The organism is Halonotius roseus (assembly GCF_006861655.1).
Taxonomy (GTDB): Archaea; Halobacteriota; Halobacteria; order Halobacteriales; family Haloferacaceae; genus Halonotius; species Halonotius roseus.
Map to the genome: position 1 here is coordinate 79,255 of NZ_SESI01000002.1, position 17,470 is coordinate 96,724.

The 17,470-nt window shown below is 63.6% G+C and carries 18 protein-coding genes; 6 read left to right on the forward strand and 12 right to left on the reverse strand.

Annotated features, from left to right (window positions below; genetic code table 11):
- Positions 1 to 116 precede the first annotated feature (116 nt).
- The 8 genes from ureG to EWF95_RS06490 all read right to left on the reverse strand — a co-directional run bounded on the left by ureG (position 117) and on the right by EWF95_RS06490 (position 5,992).
- Positions 117 to 737 (reverse strand): urease accessory protein UreG, encoded by a 621-nt coding sequence (ureG, locus tag EWF95_RS06455; RefSeq protein WP_142443259.1) that lies wholly within the window; start codon positions 735 to 737, stop codon positions 117 to 119.
- Complete coding sequence (locus EWF95_RS06460) at positions 737 to 1,063, reverse strand: urease subunit gamma (protein WP_120103214.1); 327 nt, start codon at positions 1,061 to 1,063, stop codon at positions 737 to 739. Before EWF95_RS06460 ends, ureG begins: the two co-directional genes overlap by 1 nt.
- A complete protein-coding gene (gene ureC / locus EWF95_RS06465; protein WP_142443260.1) occupies positions 1,060 to 2,772 on the reverse strand; it encodes an urease subunit alpha in 1,713 nt (570 codons plus the stop codon). Before ureC ends, EWF95_RS06460 begins: the two co-directional genes overlap by 4 nt.
- A complete protein-coding gene (locus EWF95_RS06470) occupies positions 2,769 to 3,152 on the reverse strand; it encodes an urease subunit beta (protein ID WP_142443261.1) in 384 nt (127 codons plus the stop codon). The genes ureC and EWF95_RS06470 overlap by 4 nt, the downstream gene beginning before the upstream one ends.
- Before the next feature lie 267 nt (positions 3,153 to 3,419).
- Complete coding sequence (locus EWF95_RS06475; protein ID WP_142443262.1) at positions 3,420 to 4,220, reverse strand: energy-coupling factor ABC transporter ATP-binding protein; 801 nt, start codon at positions 4,218 to 4,220, stop codon at positions 3,420 to 3,422.
- A gap of 13 nt (positions 4,221 to 4,233) precedes the next feature.
- The gene (gene cbiQ, locus EWF95_RS06480; protein WP_142443263.1) at positions 4,234 to 5,046 is read right to left on the reverse strand and encodes a cobalt ECF transporter T component CbiQ; all 813 of its coding nucleotides are present in this window, start codon (positions 5,044 to 5,046) and stop codon (positions 4,234 to 4,236) included.
- Positions 5,043 to 5,342, reverse strand: coding sequence for a PDGLE domain-containing protein (locus tag EWF95_RS06485; RefSeq protein WP_142443264.1), 300 nt, complete (start codon positions 5,340 to 5,342; stop codon positions 5,043 to 5,045). Before EWF95_RS06485 ends, cbiQ begins: the two co-directional genes overlap by 4 nt.
- Positions 5,339 to 5,992, reverse strand: a complete 654-nt coding sequence (locus tag EWF95_RS06490; RefSeq protein ID WP_142443265.1) for an energy-coupling factor ABC transporter permease — start codon at positions 5,990 to 5,992, stop codon at positions 5,339 to 5,341. Before EWF95_RS06490 ends, EWF95_RS06485 begins: the two co-directional genes overlap by 4 nt.
- A gap of 125 nt (positions 5,993 to 6,117) precedes the next feature.
- On the opposite strand from EWF95_RS06490, the gene EWF95_RS06495 reads away from it, so the two are divergent.
- The 6 genes from EWF95_RS06495 to EWF95_RS06520 all read left to right on the forward strand — a co-directional run bounded on the left by EWF95_RS06495 (position 6,118) and on the right by EWF95_RS06520 (position 11,921).
- A complete protein-coding gene (locus tag EWF95_RS06495; RefSeq protein ID WP_142443266.1) occupies positions 6,118 to 6,534 on the forward strand; it encodes a CopG family ribbon-helix-helix protein in 417 nt (138 codons plus the stop codon).
- Between the two features lie 500 nt (positions 6,535 to 7,034).
- Positions 7,035 to 8,318, forward strand: a complete 1,284-nt coding sequence (locus tag EWF95_RS06500; protein WP_142443267.1) for an urea ABC transporter substrate-binding protein — start codon at positions 7,035 to 7,037, stop codon at positions 8,316 to 8,318.
- Positions 8,319 to 8,321: 3 nt separating this feature from the next.
- The gene (gene urtB / locus EWF95_RS06505) at positions 8,322 to 9,275 is read left to right on the forward strand and encodes an urea ABC transporter, permease protein UrtB (RefSeq protein WP_142443268.1); all 954 of its coding nucleotides are present in this window, start codon (positions 8,322 to 8,324) and stop codon (positions 9,273 to 9,275) included.
- Positions 9,275 to 10,456, forward strand: coding sequence for an urea ABC transporter, permease protein UrtC (gene urtC, locus EWF95_RS06510; RefSeq protein ID WP_246055646.1), 1,182 nt, complete (start codon positions 9,275 to 9,277; stop codon positions 10,454 to 10,456). The genes urtB and urtC overlap by 1 nt, the downstream gene beginning before the upstream one ends.
- Positions 10,453 to 11,226: an ABC transporter ATP-binding protein gene (locus tag EWF95_RS06515; protein ID WP_142443270.1), complete on the forward strand. Its 774-nt coding sequence runs from the start codon at positions 10,453 to 10,455 to the stop codon at positions 11,224 to 11,226. The genes urtC and EWF95_RS06515 overlap by 4 nt, the downstream gene beginning before the upstream one ends.
- Positions 11,223 to 11,921: an ABC transporter ATP-binding protein gene (locus EWF95_RS06520; RefSeq protein ID WP_142443271.1), complete on the forward strand. Its 699-nt coding sequence runs from the start codon at positions 11,223 to 11,225 to the stop codon at positions 11,919 to 11,921. The genes EWF95_RS06515 and EWF95_RS06520 overlap by 4 nt, the downstream gene beginning before the upstream one ends.
- Positions 11,922 to 11,939: 18 nt before the next feature.
- Here the strand turns inward: EWF95_RS06520 and EWF95_RS06525 are convergent, their stop codons facing one another.
- The 4 genes from EWF95_RS06525 to EWF95_RS06540 all read right to left on the reverse strand — a co-directional run bounded on the left by EWF95_RS06525 (position 11,940) and on the right by EWF95_RS06540 (position 17,402).
- On the reverse strand, positions 11,940 to 12,761 hold the full coding sequence (locus EWF95_RS06525) for an ABC transporter permease (RefSeq protein WP_142443272.1): 822 nt from the start codon (positions 12,759 to 12,761) through the stop codon (positions 11,940 to 11,942).
- Entirely contained in the window at positions 12,758 to 13,597 is an 840-nt protein-coding gene (locus EWF95_RS06530) for an ABC transporter ATP-binding protein (protein WP_142443273.1), read from the reverse strand. The genes EWF95_RS06525 and EWF95_RS06530 overlap by 4 nt, the downstream gene beginning before the upstream one ends.
- A gap of 9 nt (positions 13,598 to 13,606) precedes the next feature.
- A complete protein-coding gene (locus EWF95_RS06535; protein ID WP_142443274.1) occupies positions 13,607 to 15,520 on the reverse strand; it encodes a NosD domain-containing protein in 1,914 nt (637 codons plus the stop codon).
- A 334-nt stretch (positions 15,521 to 15,854) separates the two neighbouring features.
- Positions 15,855 to 17,402 (reverse strand): sensor histidine kinase, encoded by a 1,548-nt coding sequence (locus tag EWF95_RS06540; RefSeq protein WP_185911726.1) that lies wholly within the window; start codon positions 17,400 to 17,402, stop codon positions 15,855 to 15,857.
- Positions 17,403 to 17,470 lie beyond the last annotated feature (68 nt).

A 17,470-nucleotide genomic window follows, 5' to 3' on the forward strand; every position in this document is an offset into this window, starting at 1 on the left:
GGCATCGGTGCTGTCGGCGTCGCCGCCGGTGCCGTCGCTGTCGGTATCGGCAGCGGTGCTGTCGCTGTCGATGCTGGCGTCGCCGTCGGTGCCGCTATCGCTATCGCTGTCGGTGCTCACGCGAACAGAACGCTCCGTTCGATGCTGTCGACCACCTCGTCGATCCCCTCCTCGGCTTTGCAGTTCGTGAAGATCGTCGGCTCCTCGCCGCGAACTGTCTCGGCATCTTCCTCCAGTACGTCGAGATCGACATCGACGTGTGGGGCGAGGTCGGTCTTGTTGATGACCAGCAGGTCGGCCTGGGTGACGCCCGGCCCGCGCTTTCGTGGGATGTCGTCGCCCTCGGCGACCGAGATGACGAACATGAAGTAGTCGGCGAGTTCGGGGTTGAACGTCGCCGCGAGGTTGTCGCCGCCGGATTCGATGAGGACGACATCCAACTCGGGGTGTTCCTCGGTGAACTCGTCGATCTTATCGAGGTTCATCGATGGGTCTTCGCGGATCCCCGTATGTGGACACGCGCCGGTTTCAACGCCGGCGACGAGCTCCTCGTCGATCCGGCCGGCGAACGACGCCTGGAGTCGCTCGGCGTCCTCCTGTGTCATGATGTCGTTGGCGATGACGCCGACGTTGTAGCCGGCGTCGTCGAGCCGCGGGACGAGCTGCTGGACGAGGGCGGTCTTCCCCGAGCCGACGGGGCCGCCGAGGCCGATCTTCGCCACGTCTCGGTATCCCATCAGTCGAGTTGCTCCTCGGTGTCGGCGCGGATCGGCTCGTGGACGGTCACGAGTTTGGTGCCGTCGGGGAAGGTGGGTTCGACCTGCACCATATCAACCATCTCCGGGACGCCCTCCATCACGTCTTCGCGGCTCAGGAGGCTCGTCGCCTCTTCGCGGATCTCGGCGACGTTTTCGCCCTCGCGGGCGCGTTCACAGACCCAATCGGAGATGTAGGCGACCGTTTCGGGGTGGTTGAGTTCGATACCGCGTTCCTTCCGTCGTCTGGCGAGCTCTGCCGCCATGAAGATCGTGAGTCGTTCGTTGTCCTTGGGTGAGAGTTTCATAGCGTGTACCTCTGTGCGAGTGGGAGTTCCTCGGCCGGTTCACAGGTGACGTGTTCGCCGTCGACCTCGACCTCGAACGTCTGGGCGTCGATCTCGATGTCGTCGGGTGCGTAATCGTTGTGCAGCATGTCGGATTTGCCAACGTCGCGGGTGCCCTCCACGGGGCGGACGGTCGAATCGAGATCGAGTTCGTCGCCGATGTCGTTCTCGTAGGCAGCCTCGCTGACGAACGTTGTGCTCAGGGCGTTTTTCGCCTTGCCGACCGCGCCCTCCCGGGAGCGTTGCATCACGGGCTCGCAGGTCATCAGCGAGCCGTTGGCCTCGCCCATCTCGCTGTGGACGGGGAAGCCGCCCTTGATGACGTACTTGGGTTTGATGCCGAAGAACTCCGGCTCCCAGAGGGCGATATCTGCCATCTTGCCCGTTTCGAGCGAGCCGATGTAGTCGTCGATACCCGCGACCTTCGCGGGGTTGATCGTGTACTTCGCAATGTAGCGTTCGATCCGGCTGTTGTCCGCGTCGGTGCCCTCGTCGGCCGGCAGCGGGCCGCGCTGGGCTTTCATCTTGTGGGCCGTCTGCCACGTCCGGCAGATAACCTCGGCCATCCGTCCCATCGCCTGGGAGTCGGAGGTCATCATGCTGATCGCGCCCATGTCGTGGAGCACGTCCTCCGCGGCGATGGTCTCCGAGCGAATCCGTGACTCGGCGAAGGCAACGTCCTCCGGCACATCCGGGTTCAGGTGGTGACAAACCATCACCATATCGAGGTGTTCGTCGAACGTGTTGACCGTGTACGGCATCGAGGGGTTCGTCGACGACGGCAGCATGTGGTCGTGGCCGATGAGTTCGAGCACGTCCGGAGCGTGGCCGCCGCCGGCACCCTCGATGTGGAAGGTGTGGATCGTTCGGCCGTCGATAGCGTCGAAGGTGTCCTCGACGAAGCCGGATTCGTTGAGCGTGTCGGTGTGGATACAGACCTGCACATCCTCCTCGTCGGCGACGGTGAGCGCGCTGTCGATGACGGCGGGTGTCGAGCCCCAGTCCTCGTGGAGTTTGAGCCCGCAGGCACCCGCGTCGATCTGTTCGTGGATCGATTCGGGTTGGCTGCTGTTGCCCTTCGCGTAGAAGCCGACGTTCATCGGGTACTCCTCGGCGGCTTCGAGGAAGCGTTTGATGTTCTCGGGGCCGGGCGTACAGGTGGTCGCGCCGCCGCCGTAGCCGCCGCCGAACATCGTCGTGATCCCGCTTGCGAGAGCGTGCTCGAACAGCTCCTTGCTGTTGAAGTGGACGTGGATGTCGAACGCGCCGGGTGTGGCGATGAGGCCGTCGGCCGGCACCGCGTCGGTACTCGCGCCGATGATCAGGTTCTCGTCGACGCCGTCCATCGTGTCGGGGTTGCCGGCCTTGCCGAAGCCGGCGACCTCACCGTTCCGAACGCCGAGGTCGCCCTTCTGGACGCCGAGGACAGGATCGATCAGAACAACGTTCGTATAGACGTAGTCGAGCGCGCCCTCGGCTTGGGTCGTGCCGGGCTGCATCCCCATCCCGTCACGCATCGTCTTGCCGCCGCCGAAAACCGCCTCGTCGCCGTAGGTCGTGTGATCCTCTTCGATCTCCGCAAGAAGGTTGGTGTCGCCGAGTCGAATCCGGTCGCCCTCAGTTGCCCCAAAGAGATCCGTGTAGGCCTTCCGGGAGAGTTCGCGGCTCATTCGTCGGCCTCCATATACCCCTGCTCGCGGGCGCGTTCGAGAGCCGCTTCCTTGATTTCCTCGTCGTCGAGGTCGCCCTCGACGAGACCGCCCATTCCCTTCATAATTCGGTTGCCTCCGTAGGCAACGAGATCAACATCTTCCTCACAGCCAGGTTCGAACCGGATCGCCGTGCCGGCCGGGATATCGAGTCGCATCCCGTAGGCGGCTTCACGGTCGAAATCGAGTGCTGGATTCGCCTCGAAAAAATGGAAATGCGAGCCGACCTGTGAGGGTCGGTCGCCGGTGTTTTCGACGGTTACCGATGCCGTCTCGCGATCGGCGTTGATCTCGACCGGTTCGTCGGCCGTCAGCAGCTCGCCGGGAACCATCTCACTCATCGATTCGCTCCCTCCGTGTGGGCCAGTGCAGTGTGGCTGGTGAACAAACAGGCATAACAAGCTGCGATTCGGACAACAATGATAAAAACGTTTCTTTCAGTGTAGTAATACTGGCCTCAGACGAGCTGAATAAAAATAATAGAAAAAATAGCGTGTGAAACCACATAGATAAATTTTAGAGCGACAACTATCACGCCCGCATCCAACAATCACCAAGCTCAAACGGTACCGCCGGCCGAAGGAGCGATCATGGGCGGCAAATGTTTCCTAAAACTCACCGTTCAGCAGGGACTGCCGGGCCGCCGCGATCGTCAGCGGAACCTCGTCGTCGGGGGCGATCCCCTCGAACAGCCGCACCGTCGGCGGCGGTCGCAGGCCCTGCTCGGCCAGCAGCGATCTGTCGGTCACCACCTCCCGAACGGCACCGTCGGCAGCGATGGTACCGTTCTGTCCGACAAGGATCACGCGGTCGGCGATCGCCGGAACGAGATCGAGCGACGGGGTGAACAGCACTACCGCCCCGTCGTGGTCAACGATCCGCCGCTGGATGCGCTCACGGTAGGTCGCATCGACCGCGCCGAACGGCTCGTCAAGCAGGAGCACGTCAGGGTCGAAGGCGAGGACACTTGCCACCGCTGCCCGCTGTTTTTCGCCACCCGACAGCCGGAACGGCGGGCGATCCAGCAGGCCATTAAGGCCGAGATCGTCGGCAAGTGCCTCGACGCGGCGGGCGGCCGTCTCGCGGGACTGGCCCAACTGCGCCGGCCCGTACTCGATGTCCTCGCGGACGGTCGTGTTGAAGAGGTAGTCGTCGGGATCCTGCAGCAACACGCCGAGTCGCTCCCGGACGGCTTCGGCGTCAGTTGTCTCCCCGAAGTAGTCGACCGACCCCGCGGTGGGTTCGATGAGCCCACCGAGGGCGAGTTGAAGCGTCGTTTTCCCCGACCCGTTCGCGCCGACGACAGCGACGCGTTCGCCCTCGCTGATCGTGAGACTCACCTCGCTGATCGCGGTTGTGCCATCAGGATACTCGTGGGTCAGCCCGTGCGCGTTGATCACGGGCTCCATCGAACCACCCCGCTCACAGCCCCCATCGAATCACTCCCGAGCCGACAACCGCGACGGCGGCGACAACGAGCAACGCGTAGTCGCCGGCGTCAACCGACCGCGAGCGGCGGTACGGTGACGGCGGCCGCGCCCCGCCGCGGGCTCGCATCCCGCGGCCGACACGCTCGCCGCGGTCGAGCGTTCGCAGGAGGAACGTCCCCGCGACGCGGCGGCCGTCGCGCCAGCCGCCGCGGAGCGTTGCCTCCCCTTTCGTCCGGCTGTTCCGCGCCAAGATCAGCCGCTGGAGCTCGTCAAAGAACAAAAACAGATAGCGGTAGGTGATCGCGATCACCCACACGAGCGCGACCGGTACCCGGAGTTGTCGCAGTGCCGCGACGACCGCCGAAAACGGCGTCGTCAATACGATCAGCGACAGCAGCGCGACGCCGACGCCGACCCGCAACGTAAACAGGACGACGTAGGCGACCCCGGCGTCGGTGATCGCAAGCCCGAACACAGAGGCGACCACCTCTCCCGGCAGCAACACGGCCTGCGGGAGAACGATCAACGCGGAGACCAGCGGGACGACCGCGGCGCGGGCGAGCAGTCGCCGGAGCGGGACGGCCGACAGCCACGCGAGGGCGAGTGTGAGTCCGGCAAAGCCAACGGTCACCGCAAGCGTTCGCGTGATCATCACCGCCAAGGCGAGGCCGGCGACCGCGACCAGCGTCACCCGCGGATCGCGCCGCTGGAGAAAGCCGTCGGTGGCGGCGACCTGTTCGGCGGTAAAGACGGCGCGCAACGCAGCTGTGATCGATTCGACCGAGCGGCCGACGACGCCGGTCACGGTTCGAGCAGGCGACCCGCGCCGACGGCGACCGCGAGTGTGAGTGCCGTGCCGACGACCGCCGCGAGGAGCGTCCCCAGCGATCCGCCGACCCCCGGGATGGCGTATCCCGGCAGGAGAGCGGGTGCGACGCTGGTCGCCGCGTCGGCGGCTCCGGTCGCTTCGGCGGCGTTTTCGAGCGGTTCGGCGTAGCCGACCGCGCCCGCTGCCCAGCCGAACACCGGGGTGAGCACGACGAGGACGAGGAGGCCGATCAGCGCGCCGCGAAGCCACGAGTCGCCGGTGGCGACGCTCATGCGCTCACCTCCGGCGACAGCGCGTCGTCGACGCGACCGACCACAAGGTTCGGCCGCGCGTTCGCAACGTAACCGTAGACGGCGGCGGTGATCGCCCCCTCAATGAGCCCGAGGAGGGCGTGGCCGACGACCATGATCGGCACCGTCACGCCAAGCTCGTAGGCGAACGCCGAGGAGGCCCCGACGCCGACGCCGACCGCGAGCGCCGAGACCGTGATCGCCCCCCAGCCCGCGACGAAGGCCGCGCCGGTCTCGTGGAATCCGCTGAACGCCCGGAAGAGACCGTAGCCGACCAGCACGTCGACGACAGCCATCGCAAAGAGGTTGCCGCCGAGGGCGATGATCCCGCCGTCACCGAAGACGAGGGCCTGGATCGTCACAACAGCCGTCATAGCGAGGATGCCGAGAGAGGGGCCGAGCAGAATCCCGGCGAACGCGCCGCCGACGAAATGCGCGCTGGTGCCGCCGGGGATCGGCCAGTTCAACATCTGTGCCGCGAAGATACCCGCCGCGACGACGCCGAGCAGCGGTGTTCGTTCGTCGCCCAGCTCACCGCGGGCGCGCCTGACCGCGATCCCGATTGCGATCCCGGAGCCGAGCCAGAACAGCCCCGCCACCAGCGGATCGAGAAACCCATCTGGAATATGCATGCTGACTGGCTCACTGTGTAGTACGGTAATAATACTTCCCCACAAAATCGTAATACTGGACGATACAGTACCATGTCACCAGGAGATCGCCGAAGAATTAAACGGGTGCTCGAAAATACGGAGCTATGAGCGACGACCTCGACCGGATGAGCGTGACACTCCCGCCAGCCCTCCTCGCCGAACTCGACGGCGTCGTTGAGGCCGGCGACTACGACAGCCGTTCGGAGGCGACCCGCGACGCGCTGCGCGCGTTTGTCACGGAGTTCAACCAACAGACCGATCTCTCGGGGACACTGAGCGGGACAGTTGTCGTCCTCTACGAACACGAACACAGCGGCGTCACCGACGAGATGAGCGAACTCCAACACGATTTCACCGAGACGATCATCGCCGTCCACCACGTCCATCTCAGCGACCACCTCTGTCTGGAATCGATCGCCGTCGATGGGCCGGGCGAGCGGATCGAAGCCCTGCTCGACCGGATTCGACCGCTGAAAGGGGTTCACGGCGTCAAACTCACCGTCGTCGAAGCTGATCGTTGAGGCCGATTACGGCGGTTTGATCGGTTGTCGCCACTCCGGATGTCACCGCTTCTCGCTGACCCCAACCGGGTTAGGATGACTTATCGACCTTAGTTACTCGCCGGCGAATATTATCGGCGCGCGCCCCGCAGTTGTTGCCGGTGACTCGCCGGTACTGGTCGCCCGCTCGCCGGCCTACCGCGCTGTCGCCCCTTTCGGGTGGCACTCCCCCGTATCCAACAGAATCCGACGAATGAAGCGTAACAAACACAAAATAATCCATATCTAAATTTCACCCGTCTATCTAGGTATTATACCCCGATACACATCCAAAATATAAGGATCCCATATTACAACAAGGATATTGTGAGTATATATCCACCTATTCCACTTCTATTGGAAGGATTTATATAATATACGTATCTCAACAGAGATGACGATATGAACGGACAGACGGACTACAATGCGGCTGACCAGGTTGCGTATGCACACAATAACCAGCGAGACACGGAGGATGTACAATGAGTGACAATCACGTTTCTCGACGATCAGTTCTTGCAACCGGTGCGGCCGGCGTCGGCGCGGCACTGGCCGGCTGTTCCGGCGGTGGCGGCGGTGGTGACAGCGGGAGCGACACGATCAAGATCGGTGTGCTCGAAGACCGTTCTGGCAACTTCTCGCTTGTCGGCACGCCGAAGTGGCGCGCCAGCAAGCTCGCTATCGAGGAGATCAACGACAACGGCGGGATCATGGGCCAGCAGATCGAGCTGTTCGATCCCGACCCGCAGTCGGACAACCAACGCTACCAGCAGCTCACCGAGCGGCTCATCCAGCAGGAGGATGTCGACGCGCTGTGGGCCGGCTACTCCTCGGCGACCCGTGAGGCGATCCGGCCGATCATCGACCGCGAGGATCAGCTGTACTTCTATACGACCCAGTACGAGGGTGGCGTCGCCGACAAGAACGTGTTCTGTATGGGATCGACAGCCCGCCAGCAGCTCGGCAGTGTCGTTCCCTACATGATCGAGAACTTCGGCACCGACATCTACACCATCGCGGCCGACTACAACTTCGGCCAGCTGTCGGCCGACTGGGTGAAGGTCATCGCCCAGGAGAACGGCGCGTCGGTCAACAATGAGGAGTTCATCCCGCTGTCGAACCAGAACTTCGGCTCGACGATCAGCAACATTCAGGAGGCCGACCCCGACTTCGTGATGGCGATCCTCGTCGGCAACAACCATTCCTCGTTCTGGAACCAGCGCACCTCGGCTGGCCTCGACATCCCGATGGGCACCTCAACCGTGATGGCCCAGAGCTACCAGCACAAACGGCTCGAAGCCCCGGCACTCGCGGATGTCTACGGCGGGTTCAACTACATGGAGGAGATCCCGACCGACCGCAACGAGGATTACGTCAGCCGGTACTACGACCGCTTCCCGGACGCCGGCTACGCCAACCAGGAGTCGGTCAACAACTACTTCTCGATGTACATGTACAAAGACGCCGTCGAGGCGGCCGGCACCACCGATCAGCAAGCCGTCCGCGAGGAGCTCGAAGGCGGGATGGAGGTCACCGGCGACCAGTCCCCGGAAGGCGACATCAGCCTTCAGGGGCCGGTTCACCACATGACCCACAACATGCGGGTCATGAAGTGCGACGCCGACCACAACATCACCGTCGAAGACGAGCGGATGATTCCGGAGCAGTTCCTCTCGGAGACGGTCGGCATCGATCTCTCAGGCGAAGACAGCGAGCTAGAGCGGCAGTTCACGCCGACCGAGTATTACGACGCCGCAGGGGAGTAACTGATGACATCGGGCCTCGGCGCAACCGGTCTGCTCACCCCGCTTTTCATCGGCGACGTGCTGGGGGGGCTCGACAGCATCGGTGTTCCGGTGACACAGCTCCTGCAGATGGCCGACAGCATCGCGTTCATCATCCTTGCGGCGATCGGCCTGACCGTCATCTTCGGGATGATGGGCGTCATCAACCTCGCTCACGGCGAGTTCATCATGATGGGTGCCTACATCACGACGCTGTCGGTCAACGTGGTCGGACTACCGCTGCCGGTCGCGATGATACTCGGCGCGCTCGGAACCGCCGCCTTCGGCGCGATCATCGAACGCACCATCGTGAGACGGCTGTACGGCCGGCTGCTTGACTCGATGATCGTCACGTTCGGCCTCGGGCTGATCCTGACACAGGGAACCCGGATCATCTTCGGCAACTCCCTGCAGTCGATCGGCACGCCGTTCGGCAACGTTCCGGGGTACACCTACTCGGCGTACCGCGTGCTGCTGCTGTTTGCCGCGATCGCCGTCCTCGGTGGGGCGTACCTCGTCTTTACCCGCACCGAGTTCGGGATCCAGGCGCGTGCGACGATTCAGGACGCCGAAACCGCCCGCACGATGGGTGTCGATACCGACCGGATGTACACCGTCACCTTCGCCATCGGCTCAGGGCTCGCCGGGCTGACCGGCGCGCTGTACGCGCCCTCGGCGACAATCGTGCCGGGCATGGGCCAGTCGTTCCTCGTTGAGTCGTTCGTCACGGTCGTTACCGGCGGCTCGACCGTCCTGCTCGGGACGACGCTGGCCGGCGGTGTCCTGGGCACGATCGACGCGATCTTCTCGAACCTGTATGGGAACTTCATCGGGCAGATCGCGCTGCTGATCACGGCGATCATCGTGATCCGCCTCCTGCCGGATGGGCTGACCGGTCTCGCACACACGATCCGCGATAAGCTAGGTGAACGGCAATGATGGACGTAACGCTGCCACCACGACTCAAACGCATCGGGAACAAACTGAACGGGCCGAACACGCTCGGGAACTCCCGTGCCTTCTGGGCCGCCTTCGCGGTCGGGATGATCGTGATGGTCGCCTACCCGCTCGTCCGGGGCTCCTACGCGGCGGGCCAGTTCTCGCTGTTTCTCGCCTACGGCCTGCTCGCGCTGTCGCTGTCGCTCATCTGGGGGTACACCGGTATTCTGAGCTTCGGACAGGTCGCTTTCTTCGGGATCTCCGGCTACACCTACGCGATCGTGAGCCTCAATCTCGGCGGGCCGTTGGGCCAGACGGTCGCCTTGCCTGTCGCCATCGCCGCCGCGACGCTGTCGGCGTTCGTCCTCGGCTACTTCATGTTCTACGGGGGCGTCCAAGACGTGTACGTGGCGATCCTCACGCTCGTCGTGACGCTCGTCCTCGAAACGTTCATGGCACAGACGGCAGGCTCGGAGTGGTCGATCGGCACAGTCGCACTCGGCGGGTTCAACGGCATCCCCGGGATCCGAAACTTCGCACTCGGTGTCGAGGGTGCCTCGATCTCCCTCTCGGGGTCGGGGTTCTACTGGTTCGTCTTGGGGATCCTCCTGCTCGCGTATCTCGGTGCGAGGGTGCTCGTCAACAGCAAGTACGGCTACGCGCTGGTGGCGATCCGCGAGGATGCCGAGCGAACCGCGATGCTCGGCTACAACGTAAAGCGGGTGAAGCTCGCCGTGTTTACGCTGTCGGGCGCGCTGGCTGGCCTCGGCGGCGTTCTCTATGCGACATGGGGTAACTACATGGATCCGAGCGTGTTCTCGCTCGTGTTTGCGACGATCCCGATCGTCTGGGTCACCCTTGGCGGCCGTGAATCGCTGCTCGGCGCGATCGTCGGCACGGTCATCATCGAGCGGCTTCGGCTGTGGTTCTCGGTTAACGCCTCGGAGTTTGCGATCGTCTTTGTTGGCGTGATTCTGATGACCACAGTGCTTCTCGTTCCGCGAGGGATCCTCCCAGGGATCAAAGATAGCTACGTGTTCTTCAGCAAACACGGTATCCGGGATGGGCTTGAACGCGGCCGAGCGACGATCCAAACACGCATTCGGGCGTGGTTGGAGTCGCTCGGTGTTGGACAGTCCGACACAGAGACCCCACCCAGTTCGGAGGTGGTTCGTGAATGAGCACGCCACAGGATCCAAACGTTAGAGAACAGCCCGCGGTTGCCGCCACCGGAACCAGCCGCGAGGCCATCCTCTCGACGAAAGGACTCACCAAGAAGTTCGGCGGCCTCACCGCCGTCGACAGCGTCGACTTCACCGTCGACAAGGGTGAGATCAGGTGTCTGATCGGCCCGAACGGGGCCGGCAAATCAACGCTGCTTGAGCTGATCACGGGACAGCTGTCGCCAACCGACGGCGACATGTACTTCGACGGGATCGATCTCAGCGATCTAGAGCCACACGAGCGCATGGACGCCGGGATCAGCGTCAAGTTCCAGTCACCACACATCTACGAGAGTCTCACGGTCGAACAGAACCTCCGGGTGCCGCTGAACCGAACTGACCGCGATATCGATGTCGTCTTGGAGCGCACGCTCGACCGGATCGCACTGGCCGAGAAGGCCGATGAGCCGGCCAGCGATCTCTCCCATGGTGAGAAACAGCGGCTTGAGATCGGGATGGCGGTCACGCTCGATCCAACGTTTATGATACTCGACGAACCGGTCGCCGGGATGTCCGTTGACGAAACGGACGATATCGCCGAGCTGATCCGGTCGCTGCACGACGACGGGATGACGTTCCTCGTCGTCGAACACGACATGGAGTTCGTTCGCAAGATCTCCGAGCAGGTCACCGTGTTGAACCAGGGATCGGTTCTCACACAGGGCCCGATCGAGGAGATCGAGGCCGACGAGGAGGTTCGGCGGATCTACCTGGGTGAGAACGCATGAGCCTGGAGATCTCGGATCTCAACGCCGGCTACGGCGAGACACCGATCCTCAGAGACGTGGAGTTCAGCGTCGATGACGGCGAGATCGTTGGGATCGTCGGCCGCAACGGCGTCGGCAAAACGACGCTGCTCAAGTCGATTATGGGACTGCTTGAACCCGAAACCGGAAGCATCACGTACAACAGCGAAGAGCTGACCGGGAGCTCACCTGACGAACGCGCAAAGCGCAGTATCGGCTATGTGCCACAGGGTCGTGATGTGTTCCCTGATCTGACGGTCAAAGAGAACCTGCTGGTCGGCGAGTCGGTCGGCGGCGACGACGAGACGCGCTACGAGCAGGTTTACGACTACTTCCCGATCCTCGAAGAGCGCGCCGATCAGGACGCCGGGACGATGTCCGGCGGCCAACAGCAGATGCTCGCCATCGCTCGCGCGCTTGTCGGCGACCCCGACCTGCTGTTGGTCGACGAGCCGTCGGAGGGTGTCCAGCCCTCGATCGTCCAATCGATCACCGAGGATCTCAAACAGATCAACGAGGAGTTCGGCACGACGATCCTCTTTGTCGAGCAGAACCTGTCGGTGATTCAGGGGCTCGCCGAGCGGTGTTATGCCATCGATCACGGCACCATCGTCGATGAGATCACCGGCGACGCGGTCTCCGAGCGCGACCAGCTCGAAGAGTACCTCGTCGTCTAAGCGGCCCTCACCACGATTTTATCGGAGTCGCCACCGCAGTAGCCCCGCCGCTGCCGCGAGTGGGACGAGCGTCCACAACAGCAGGCCGACCGCGCTGACCAGCGGCGACGCGTAGCCGGACTCCCCGGCCGACAGGACGCCGACAACCGTCTCAAAGACGATCCCCCGGTAGGCACTGTTCGGGATGAGGCCGAGGGCGACCTGCAATGTCGCCTCGTCGAGCACACCGTCGAGAACGCCAAGCAGGATCGCCGCTTCACCGCCGACAACGACGGCGAGCACCGCGGCGATCACGGCGACGATCGCCGTTCGCGTGGTTGCCACGACCACCGATGCCAACACGACGACCGCCAGAATCGCGTTGCCGAACAGTAGCGTCACCACGAGAAATCGCCCGAAAAGGATCGGCGAGTCGACCCCGGACTGGGTCGCAAACACGCCGGTATCGGGCGCGGCGGTGACCGCAACGACGACCCCAACAGCCACGAGCGCGCCGCCGATGATGGCCGACAGCACGGCTGCGCGGCCGACATAGACGGCACCGACGTAAGCCGACGGCGAGACGGCGTAGGTATCGAGCATCGCCACCTCGCCGCGGTCGAGATCGGAGGGGATCGCCCGGTAGCCGATGGCGACGGCGACAACCGGGACGAGGATCTCCAGCGGCAACAGCAGATCGACAACAGCCGGGATGTATCCTGTCGCGGCTCCACCGCCGCCGAGGGTGAGCCCGAGCAGAACCGCACCGACCGCAAGCCCAAGCAGGTAGTAGCTCCGCGTTCGGGCTGCCGTGCGAAGCTCGCGGTCGATCAGCGTCGACATGATCGCCAGGGGGCTCATGAGTCGCCTCCCGAGTCAGCAGTCGGGTCGGACGCCGCCGCGTCTCGCTCCGCGGTGTCGTCGTCGTCACCGCGACGAGACACACCCGCAGTCGCCGGATCGACGACAGTGGCGTACACATCCCAGAGATCAGCCGCGTCGTACCGCTCAATGAGGGCGGCGGGCGAGCCGGCCGCGGCAACACCGCCTGCGTCGAGGATGACAACGTGATCGGCGTACGTCTCGACCAGCGACAGGGTATGGGAGGCGACGACGACCGCCATCCCATCGGCGGCCCGCCCGGCGAGACTCTCGAAGACCCGCCGGGCCATGCTCGGATCGAGGCCGCTGGCGGGCTCATCACAGCAGACGACCGGCGGATCGCCAAGGACAGCCTGGGCGACCGCCAGCAGTCGGCGCATGCCGCCCGAAAGCGCGGATACCCGGCGGGTTCGGGCGTCGTAGAGATTGACCTCACGCAGCAGGCCCTCCGTGTCGACGGAGGCGTCGACCAACGACGCGTAGAACTCGACGGTTTCGCTGACGGTGAACTGCGGCCGAAACGCCGGCTCCTGTGGCAGATACCCCATCGGTCGATCCACATCTGGGCCGGTGTAGGTCACCGTGCCGGCGGTGGGGTCAACATGGCCCAACAGCGTCTTCAACAACGTTGTTTTGCCGCTCCCGTTGGGGCCGATCACGGCAGTCATCGCGCCGGCGTTGATATCGAGGTCGACACCGTCGAAAATGGGTCGGCCGCCGTATTCCTTGGTGAGTCCGGTCGTCGTCACGACCGATGTCGAGCCGTCGCTGTCGCCCGTTGCACTCCTGGATTCGGCGTCGTCAGCGTCGGTCATGAGATGTTGTCATCGCTCAGATGGTGCCGCGGGGACGCCGGCCAGCCCGTCGGTGTGGAGGGTTGCTGTCGTCTCAACGAGGTCGGGATTCTGTGGGGTCTCGACTGGGCCGGGATCAAGGATGCTCCCGGATCGAAGCCCCGGCGAGGCACCGGTCAGCTCGCGGAGTCCCTGATACACCGGCGAGGCGGCGACCGTCCGGCGGGTCGTCGAGCGGTGTCGCTGTCCGTCGACCGGATCAGTCGGCATGTATGCTCGGTCGGCTGTTCGGCCGCTCGGCGTCGTCAACGCTCCTTCCCAGTGGTTCCCGCGCCAGACCCGCAGCGGGCCGGCACTCGCGCCGGCGTGGCGGTCATTACTGATGAAGTCGTTGGCGGTCACCTCGCTTGTCGCCACGACCGAGCCGGTGCGCATCCCCTGTTCGTTGTGTCGGACGACGTTGTGCTCGTACAGCGAGTTGATCGCGGTCGTCGTGATCCCGATCCGGCTGTCGGTGACGCCGTTGTGGGCGAGATAGGAGTTCGAGCCGCTGGTCGAGATCCCGGTCGACGTGTTGTGAACGAGGTTGCCGACGATCGCGTTGCGGGTCGGATCGGTCATCACCGTGATCCCGCCGTACGACTGGCCGGCCATCCGGTTGTCGGCGACCAACACCCCCGAGGAGTACATCAGGTGGACGCCGTAGCGGTTCTCCCGGAAGGTGTTGTTGCGGATAATCGTCCCATCAGATCGATGCAGGTAGACGCCATCTCGCCCATCGGTGACCGCCGAGTGTTGGATCACCGTCGGGGAGTACATGGCGATAACGCCCATGAAGCCGTCACGCCAGTCTTCGGGGCCGGCCACCGAGAGGTTCGTCACGACCCCGCCGGGGCTCCGCCGCAACAACACGCCGTTGGCGGGCGTGTCTGGGACGGTCACGTCGGCGACCAAGGTGTCGTTCGCGCCGGTTGCGGCGATCGCGGCATCGCCGTGGCCGTAGCCGAGCTCGATATTCGCATCCCAGCGGTCGCCGGCGACAGCGTCGGGGTTGCGGCTCTGATTGCCAACGCCGGTGATCGTGAGCCCCTGGATCGCAACCCTGTCGGCGGTGACGCTGATGACGCTGCCCTCGCCGTCGCCGGCGATCGTCGCCCCCGGCCCGCGAAGCGTGATCGGGTGATCGATCTCGATTGGGCCGGGATACTGTCCAGGGGCGAGTGCGACCGTTGTCCCGTTTGGCGCGTCGTCGATGGCGGCTTGGAGATCATCGTCCGGCCCGACTGTGACCGAACGCTGTCGATCAAGCAGTTCGGTTCGCTCGGCGACCCAGCTATCGGCATCGGCCCGCTGTGCCGCAACGCGGTCGCGGACGACCGCGCCGTCGTCGGTCTCGAAGGACTGCTCGCCGAGGGTCGCCCACGAGACGACCCGGCCGCCGGTTTGCTCGGCGAATGCGGTGGCCTCGTCGCGGTCGCTAAACGGGACGATCGCCGCCCCCGCAGGGGTTTGGGCACCGCTGTCGACGACGAAGACGGCGTCGCTGGCGGCTGTCCAGGCGGGAACCTGCTCGGTGTCGAGTCGGCTGTCGTCGCCGACGCTGGGGGCCGTGTTGCTGTAGTCGGTGACGTAGGTCACAAGCGGGTGGCCGTACTGCTGGCGGGTCGTTGGCTCATCGATCGCCGCCAGCGCGGTCGACAGCCCGTAGTAGCCGATGACGTACTGGTACTGGGAGTAAAACACCTGAACGCGGGGGATCGCCGCTGTGTCGTCGGCAGCGACCTCCTCGGCGGAGGCGACCCCGATCGCGCGGGTGTCCTCGAACGGCACCGGCTCCGGGGCCGCCGAGTCGACAGGGATCCCAAACAGCGCGATCGGAATCCCGACCACGAGCAGACACAGCATGAGGCCCACCGTCCATCGCCGCGGGAGCCACCAGTCCATAGCTTCTTTCAGCGCGTCACGAACTTAGCCTGTGTGGTACGTGAGTGACTGGCCTCGATTCACGAGAGGTCGTGGCCACAGGCGGGACATCTCGGGGACTGCTCTTCGTCTGTTGGTTCGACATTGAGTTGACAATGCGAACACCAGCGCAACGTTTTGTCCTGATTCGGTGTGTCGTGGGTCATGGTGGGGTAGTATACCCCGATCGATTTCAGCACCGGGGTGTGTTGGGTCGCTGCACACAAGAGAGGAGTTGCGTAGAAGAGAGGGGTCGCGTGCAAGAGAAAGAGAGATGTTGCGTACAAGAGAGGTTGCGTGTCTTGTTATCGACTGGTTACACGCCGTCGGTGCCAATCTCAAATCGCGCCCCGTCACGGGCACCGTCCGAGGCACTGATCGTCCACCCGTGAGCCTCGATCAGTTCACGGGCGATCGCCAGCCCGAATCCGGTTCCGCTATCGTTGGTGGTGTACCCCTGCTCAAAAACCGCGTCATCCTCACCGTTGGGCAGTCCGGTGCCGGTATCCGCGATGTAGAACCCCCCGGAATCTAACCGACCGACGGAGACGGTGATCGGGGATTCGTTGTGCTCAACCGCATTACGGAAGACGTTCTCAAGGACGTTTTGCAGGAGTGATTTATCAGCTTCAATTGTCATTGCGTCCGGAAGGGTACAGTCAAGCGTGGCGTCGCCTGTCTGTGTGGTTTCCCAGGCGATCGCCACAACGTCGGCCAAGACGACCGGCTCGGTGTCCGGTTCGACCGTCTCGGCGCGGGCCAGCGTCAGCAGATCGTCGATCATGGTATTCATGCGGTCAAGTGCCGATTCGACCGTATCGAAGGCGGCTTCGTCGCCGGTCTCACGAGCCATCTCCACGTATCCGCTTGCGATCTCAAGCGGATTCCGGAGGTCATGAGAGACCATCGATGCGAACTCGTTGAGACGGTCGTTTTTCCGCTGGAGGGTCGCTTTTGTCCGTTCGAGCTCGCGTTCGCGCTCTTTTTCCTCGGTGATGTCGGTTTGAATACCGATAACCCGATCAGGGTCGTCGCTGTCGTCGTACTCAACCACACCACGCGCTCGGATCCATCGTTGGTCGTCATCCGGCGGCTGCACCCGAAAATCAGCCTGGTACTGCTCGCCGGTCTCGATAGCACGCTCAAGCTGTTCGGACACACGTTCCAGATCTTCCGAGCGGATCCGATCGCCGTATTCGGGTCGATACTGCTCATCTGTCTCCGAATCGGGGTCGGAGTCAGCCCCACCAGACTCCGAATCGTTCTCCGTGATGCGGCTGCCGACGCCGGCGTACGTGCCCGGGAACTCACCCGGCTCATACCCAAACAGTCGTTCACTCGTCGAATCCCAGCGGACGGTGTCGGAACCGAGATCGAGCTCCCAGATCCCCGTATCTGTTTGTGCCAACGCGAGTTCGAACCGCGTGTTGAGGGTTTCGAGCTCCTGTTCTCGTTGCTTGCGGGTCGTGATATCACGGGCGATGCCGATGATGCCGGTGGGGGTTCCGGTATCATCGGTCAGCGCGACGCCTCTGAACTCGTGTGGGATGTGTTGGCCGTCTTTGGTTGTGATCTCGGCCTCAGTTACATCTGATCCCGTCCGGAGGATGGTTTGGATCGCCGCGTTGATCGCCTCACGGTCGTCGCCCGTAAAGAAGTCGAGGGCGTTCATCGAGCCGATTTCTTCGTCCGTGTAGCCGGTGAGATTCGGGAGTGTGTCGTTCCACCGCTGGAAGTTACCCTCGGGGTCGACGACATAGAAGATATCAGCAAGTGCGTTGAGACTGGCTTCGGTGACCGCTCGTTCCGACGCAGCTTCCTGTTCGTACTGTTTCACGACGCTGGTAACGTCCACCTCAACCACATCTCCGCAGGAACATTCCGCCGTGACCACCGTTTCCTCAGTTTGAGTGATAGTATCGTCGGCCGGTG

What these genes read in the sequence shown, in the direction of transcription:
- ureG (WP_142443259.1), bottom strand. Translation starts at nt 737, where the DNA reads ATGGGATACCGAGACGTGGCGAAGATCGGCCTCGGCGGCCCCGTCGGC.
- EWF95_RS06460 (WP_120103214.1), bottom strand. Translation starts at nt 1,063, where the DNA reads ATGAAACTCTCACCCAAGGACAACGAACGACTCACGATCTTCATGGCG.
- ureC (WP_142443260.1), bottom strand. Translation starts at nt 2,772, where the DNA reads ATGAGCCGCGAACTCTCCCGGAAGGCCTACACGGATCTCTTTGGGGCA.
- EWF95_RS06470 (WP_142443261.1), bottom strand. Translation starts at nt 3,152, where the DNA reads ATGAGTGAGATGGTTCCCGGCGAGCTGCTGACGGCCGACGAACCGGTC.
- EWF95_RS06475 (WP_142443262.1), bottom strand. Translation starts at nt 4,220, where the DNA reads ATGGAGCCCGTGATCAACGCGCACGGGCTGACCCACGAGTATCCTGAT.
- EWF95_RS06485 (WP_142443264.1), bottom strand. Translation starts at nt 5,342, where the DNA reads ATGAGCGTCGCCACCGGCGACTCGTGGCTTCGCGGCGCGCTGATCGGC.
- EWF95_RS06490 (WP_142443265.1), bottom strand. Translation starts at nt 5,992, where the DNA reads ATGCATATTCCAGATGGGTTTCTCGATCCGCTGGTGGCGGGGCTGTTC.
- EWF95_RS06495 (WP_142443266.1), top strand. Translation starts at nt 6,118, where the DNA reads ATGAGCGACGACCTCGACCGGATGAGCGTGACACTCCCGCCAGCCCTC.
- EWF95_RS06500 (WP_142443267.1), top strand. Translation starts at nt 7,035, where the DNA reads ATGAGTGACAATCACGTTTCTCGACGATCAGTTCTTGCAACCGGTGCG.
- urtB (WP_142443268.1), top strand. Translation starts at nt 8,322, where the DNA reads ATGACATCGGGCCTCGGCGCAACCGGTCTGCTCACCCCGCTTTTCATC.
- urtC (WP_246055646.1), top strand. Translation starts at nt 9,275, where the DNA reads ATGGACGTAACGCTGCCACCACGACTCAAACGCATCGGGAACAAACTG.
- EWF95_RS06515 (WP_142443270.1), top strand. Translation starts at nt 10,453, where the DNA reads ATGAGCACGCCACAGGATCCAAACGTTAGAGAACAGCCCGCGGTTGCC.
- EWF95_RS06520 (WP_142443271.1), top strand. Translation starts at nt 11,223, where the DNA reads ATGAGCCTGGAGATCTCGGATCTCAACGCCGGCTACGGCGAGACACCG.
- EWF95_RS06525 (WP_142443272.1), bottom strand. Translation starts at nt 12,761, where the DNA reads ATGAGCCCCCTGGCGATCATGTCGACGCTGATCGACCGCGAGCTTCGC.
- EWF95_RS06530 (WP_142443273.1), bottom strand. Translation starts at nt 13,597, where the DNA reads ATGACCGACGCTGACGACGCCGAATCCAGGAGTGCAACGGGCGACAGC.
- EWF95_RS06535 (WP_142443274.1), bottom strand. Translation starts at nt 15,520, where the DNA reads ATGGACTGGTGGCTCCCGCGGCGATGGACGGTGGGCCTCATGCTGTGT.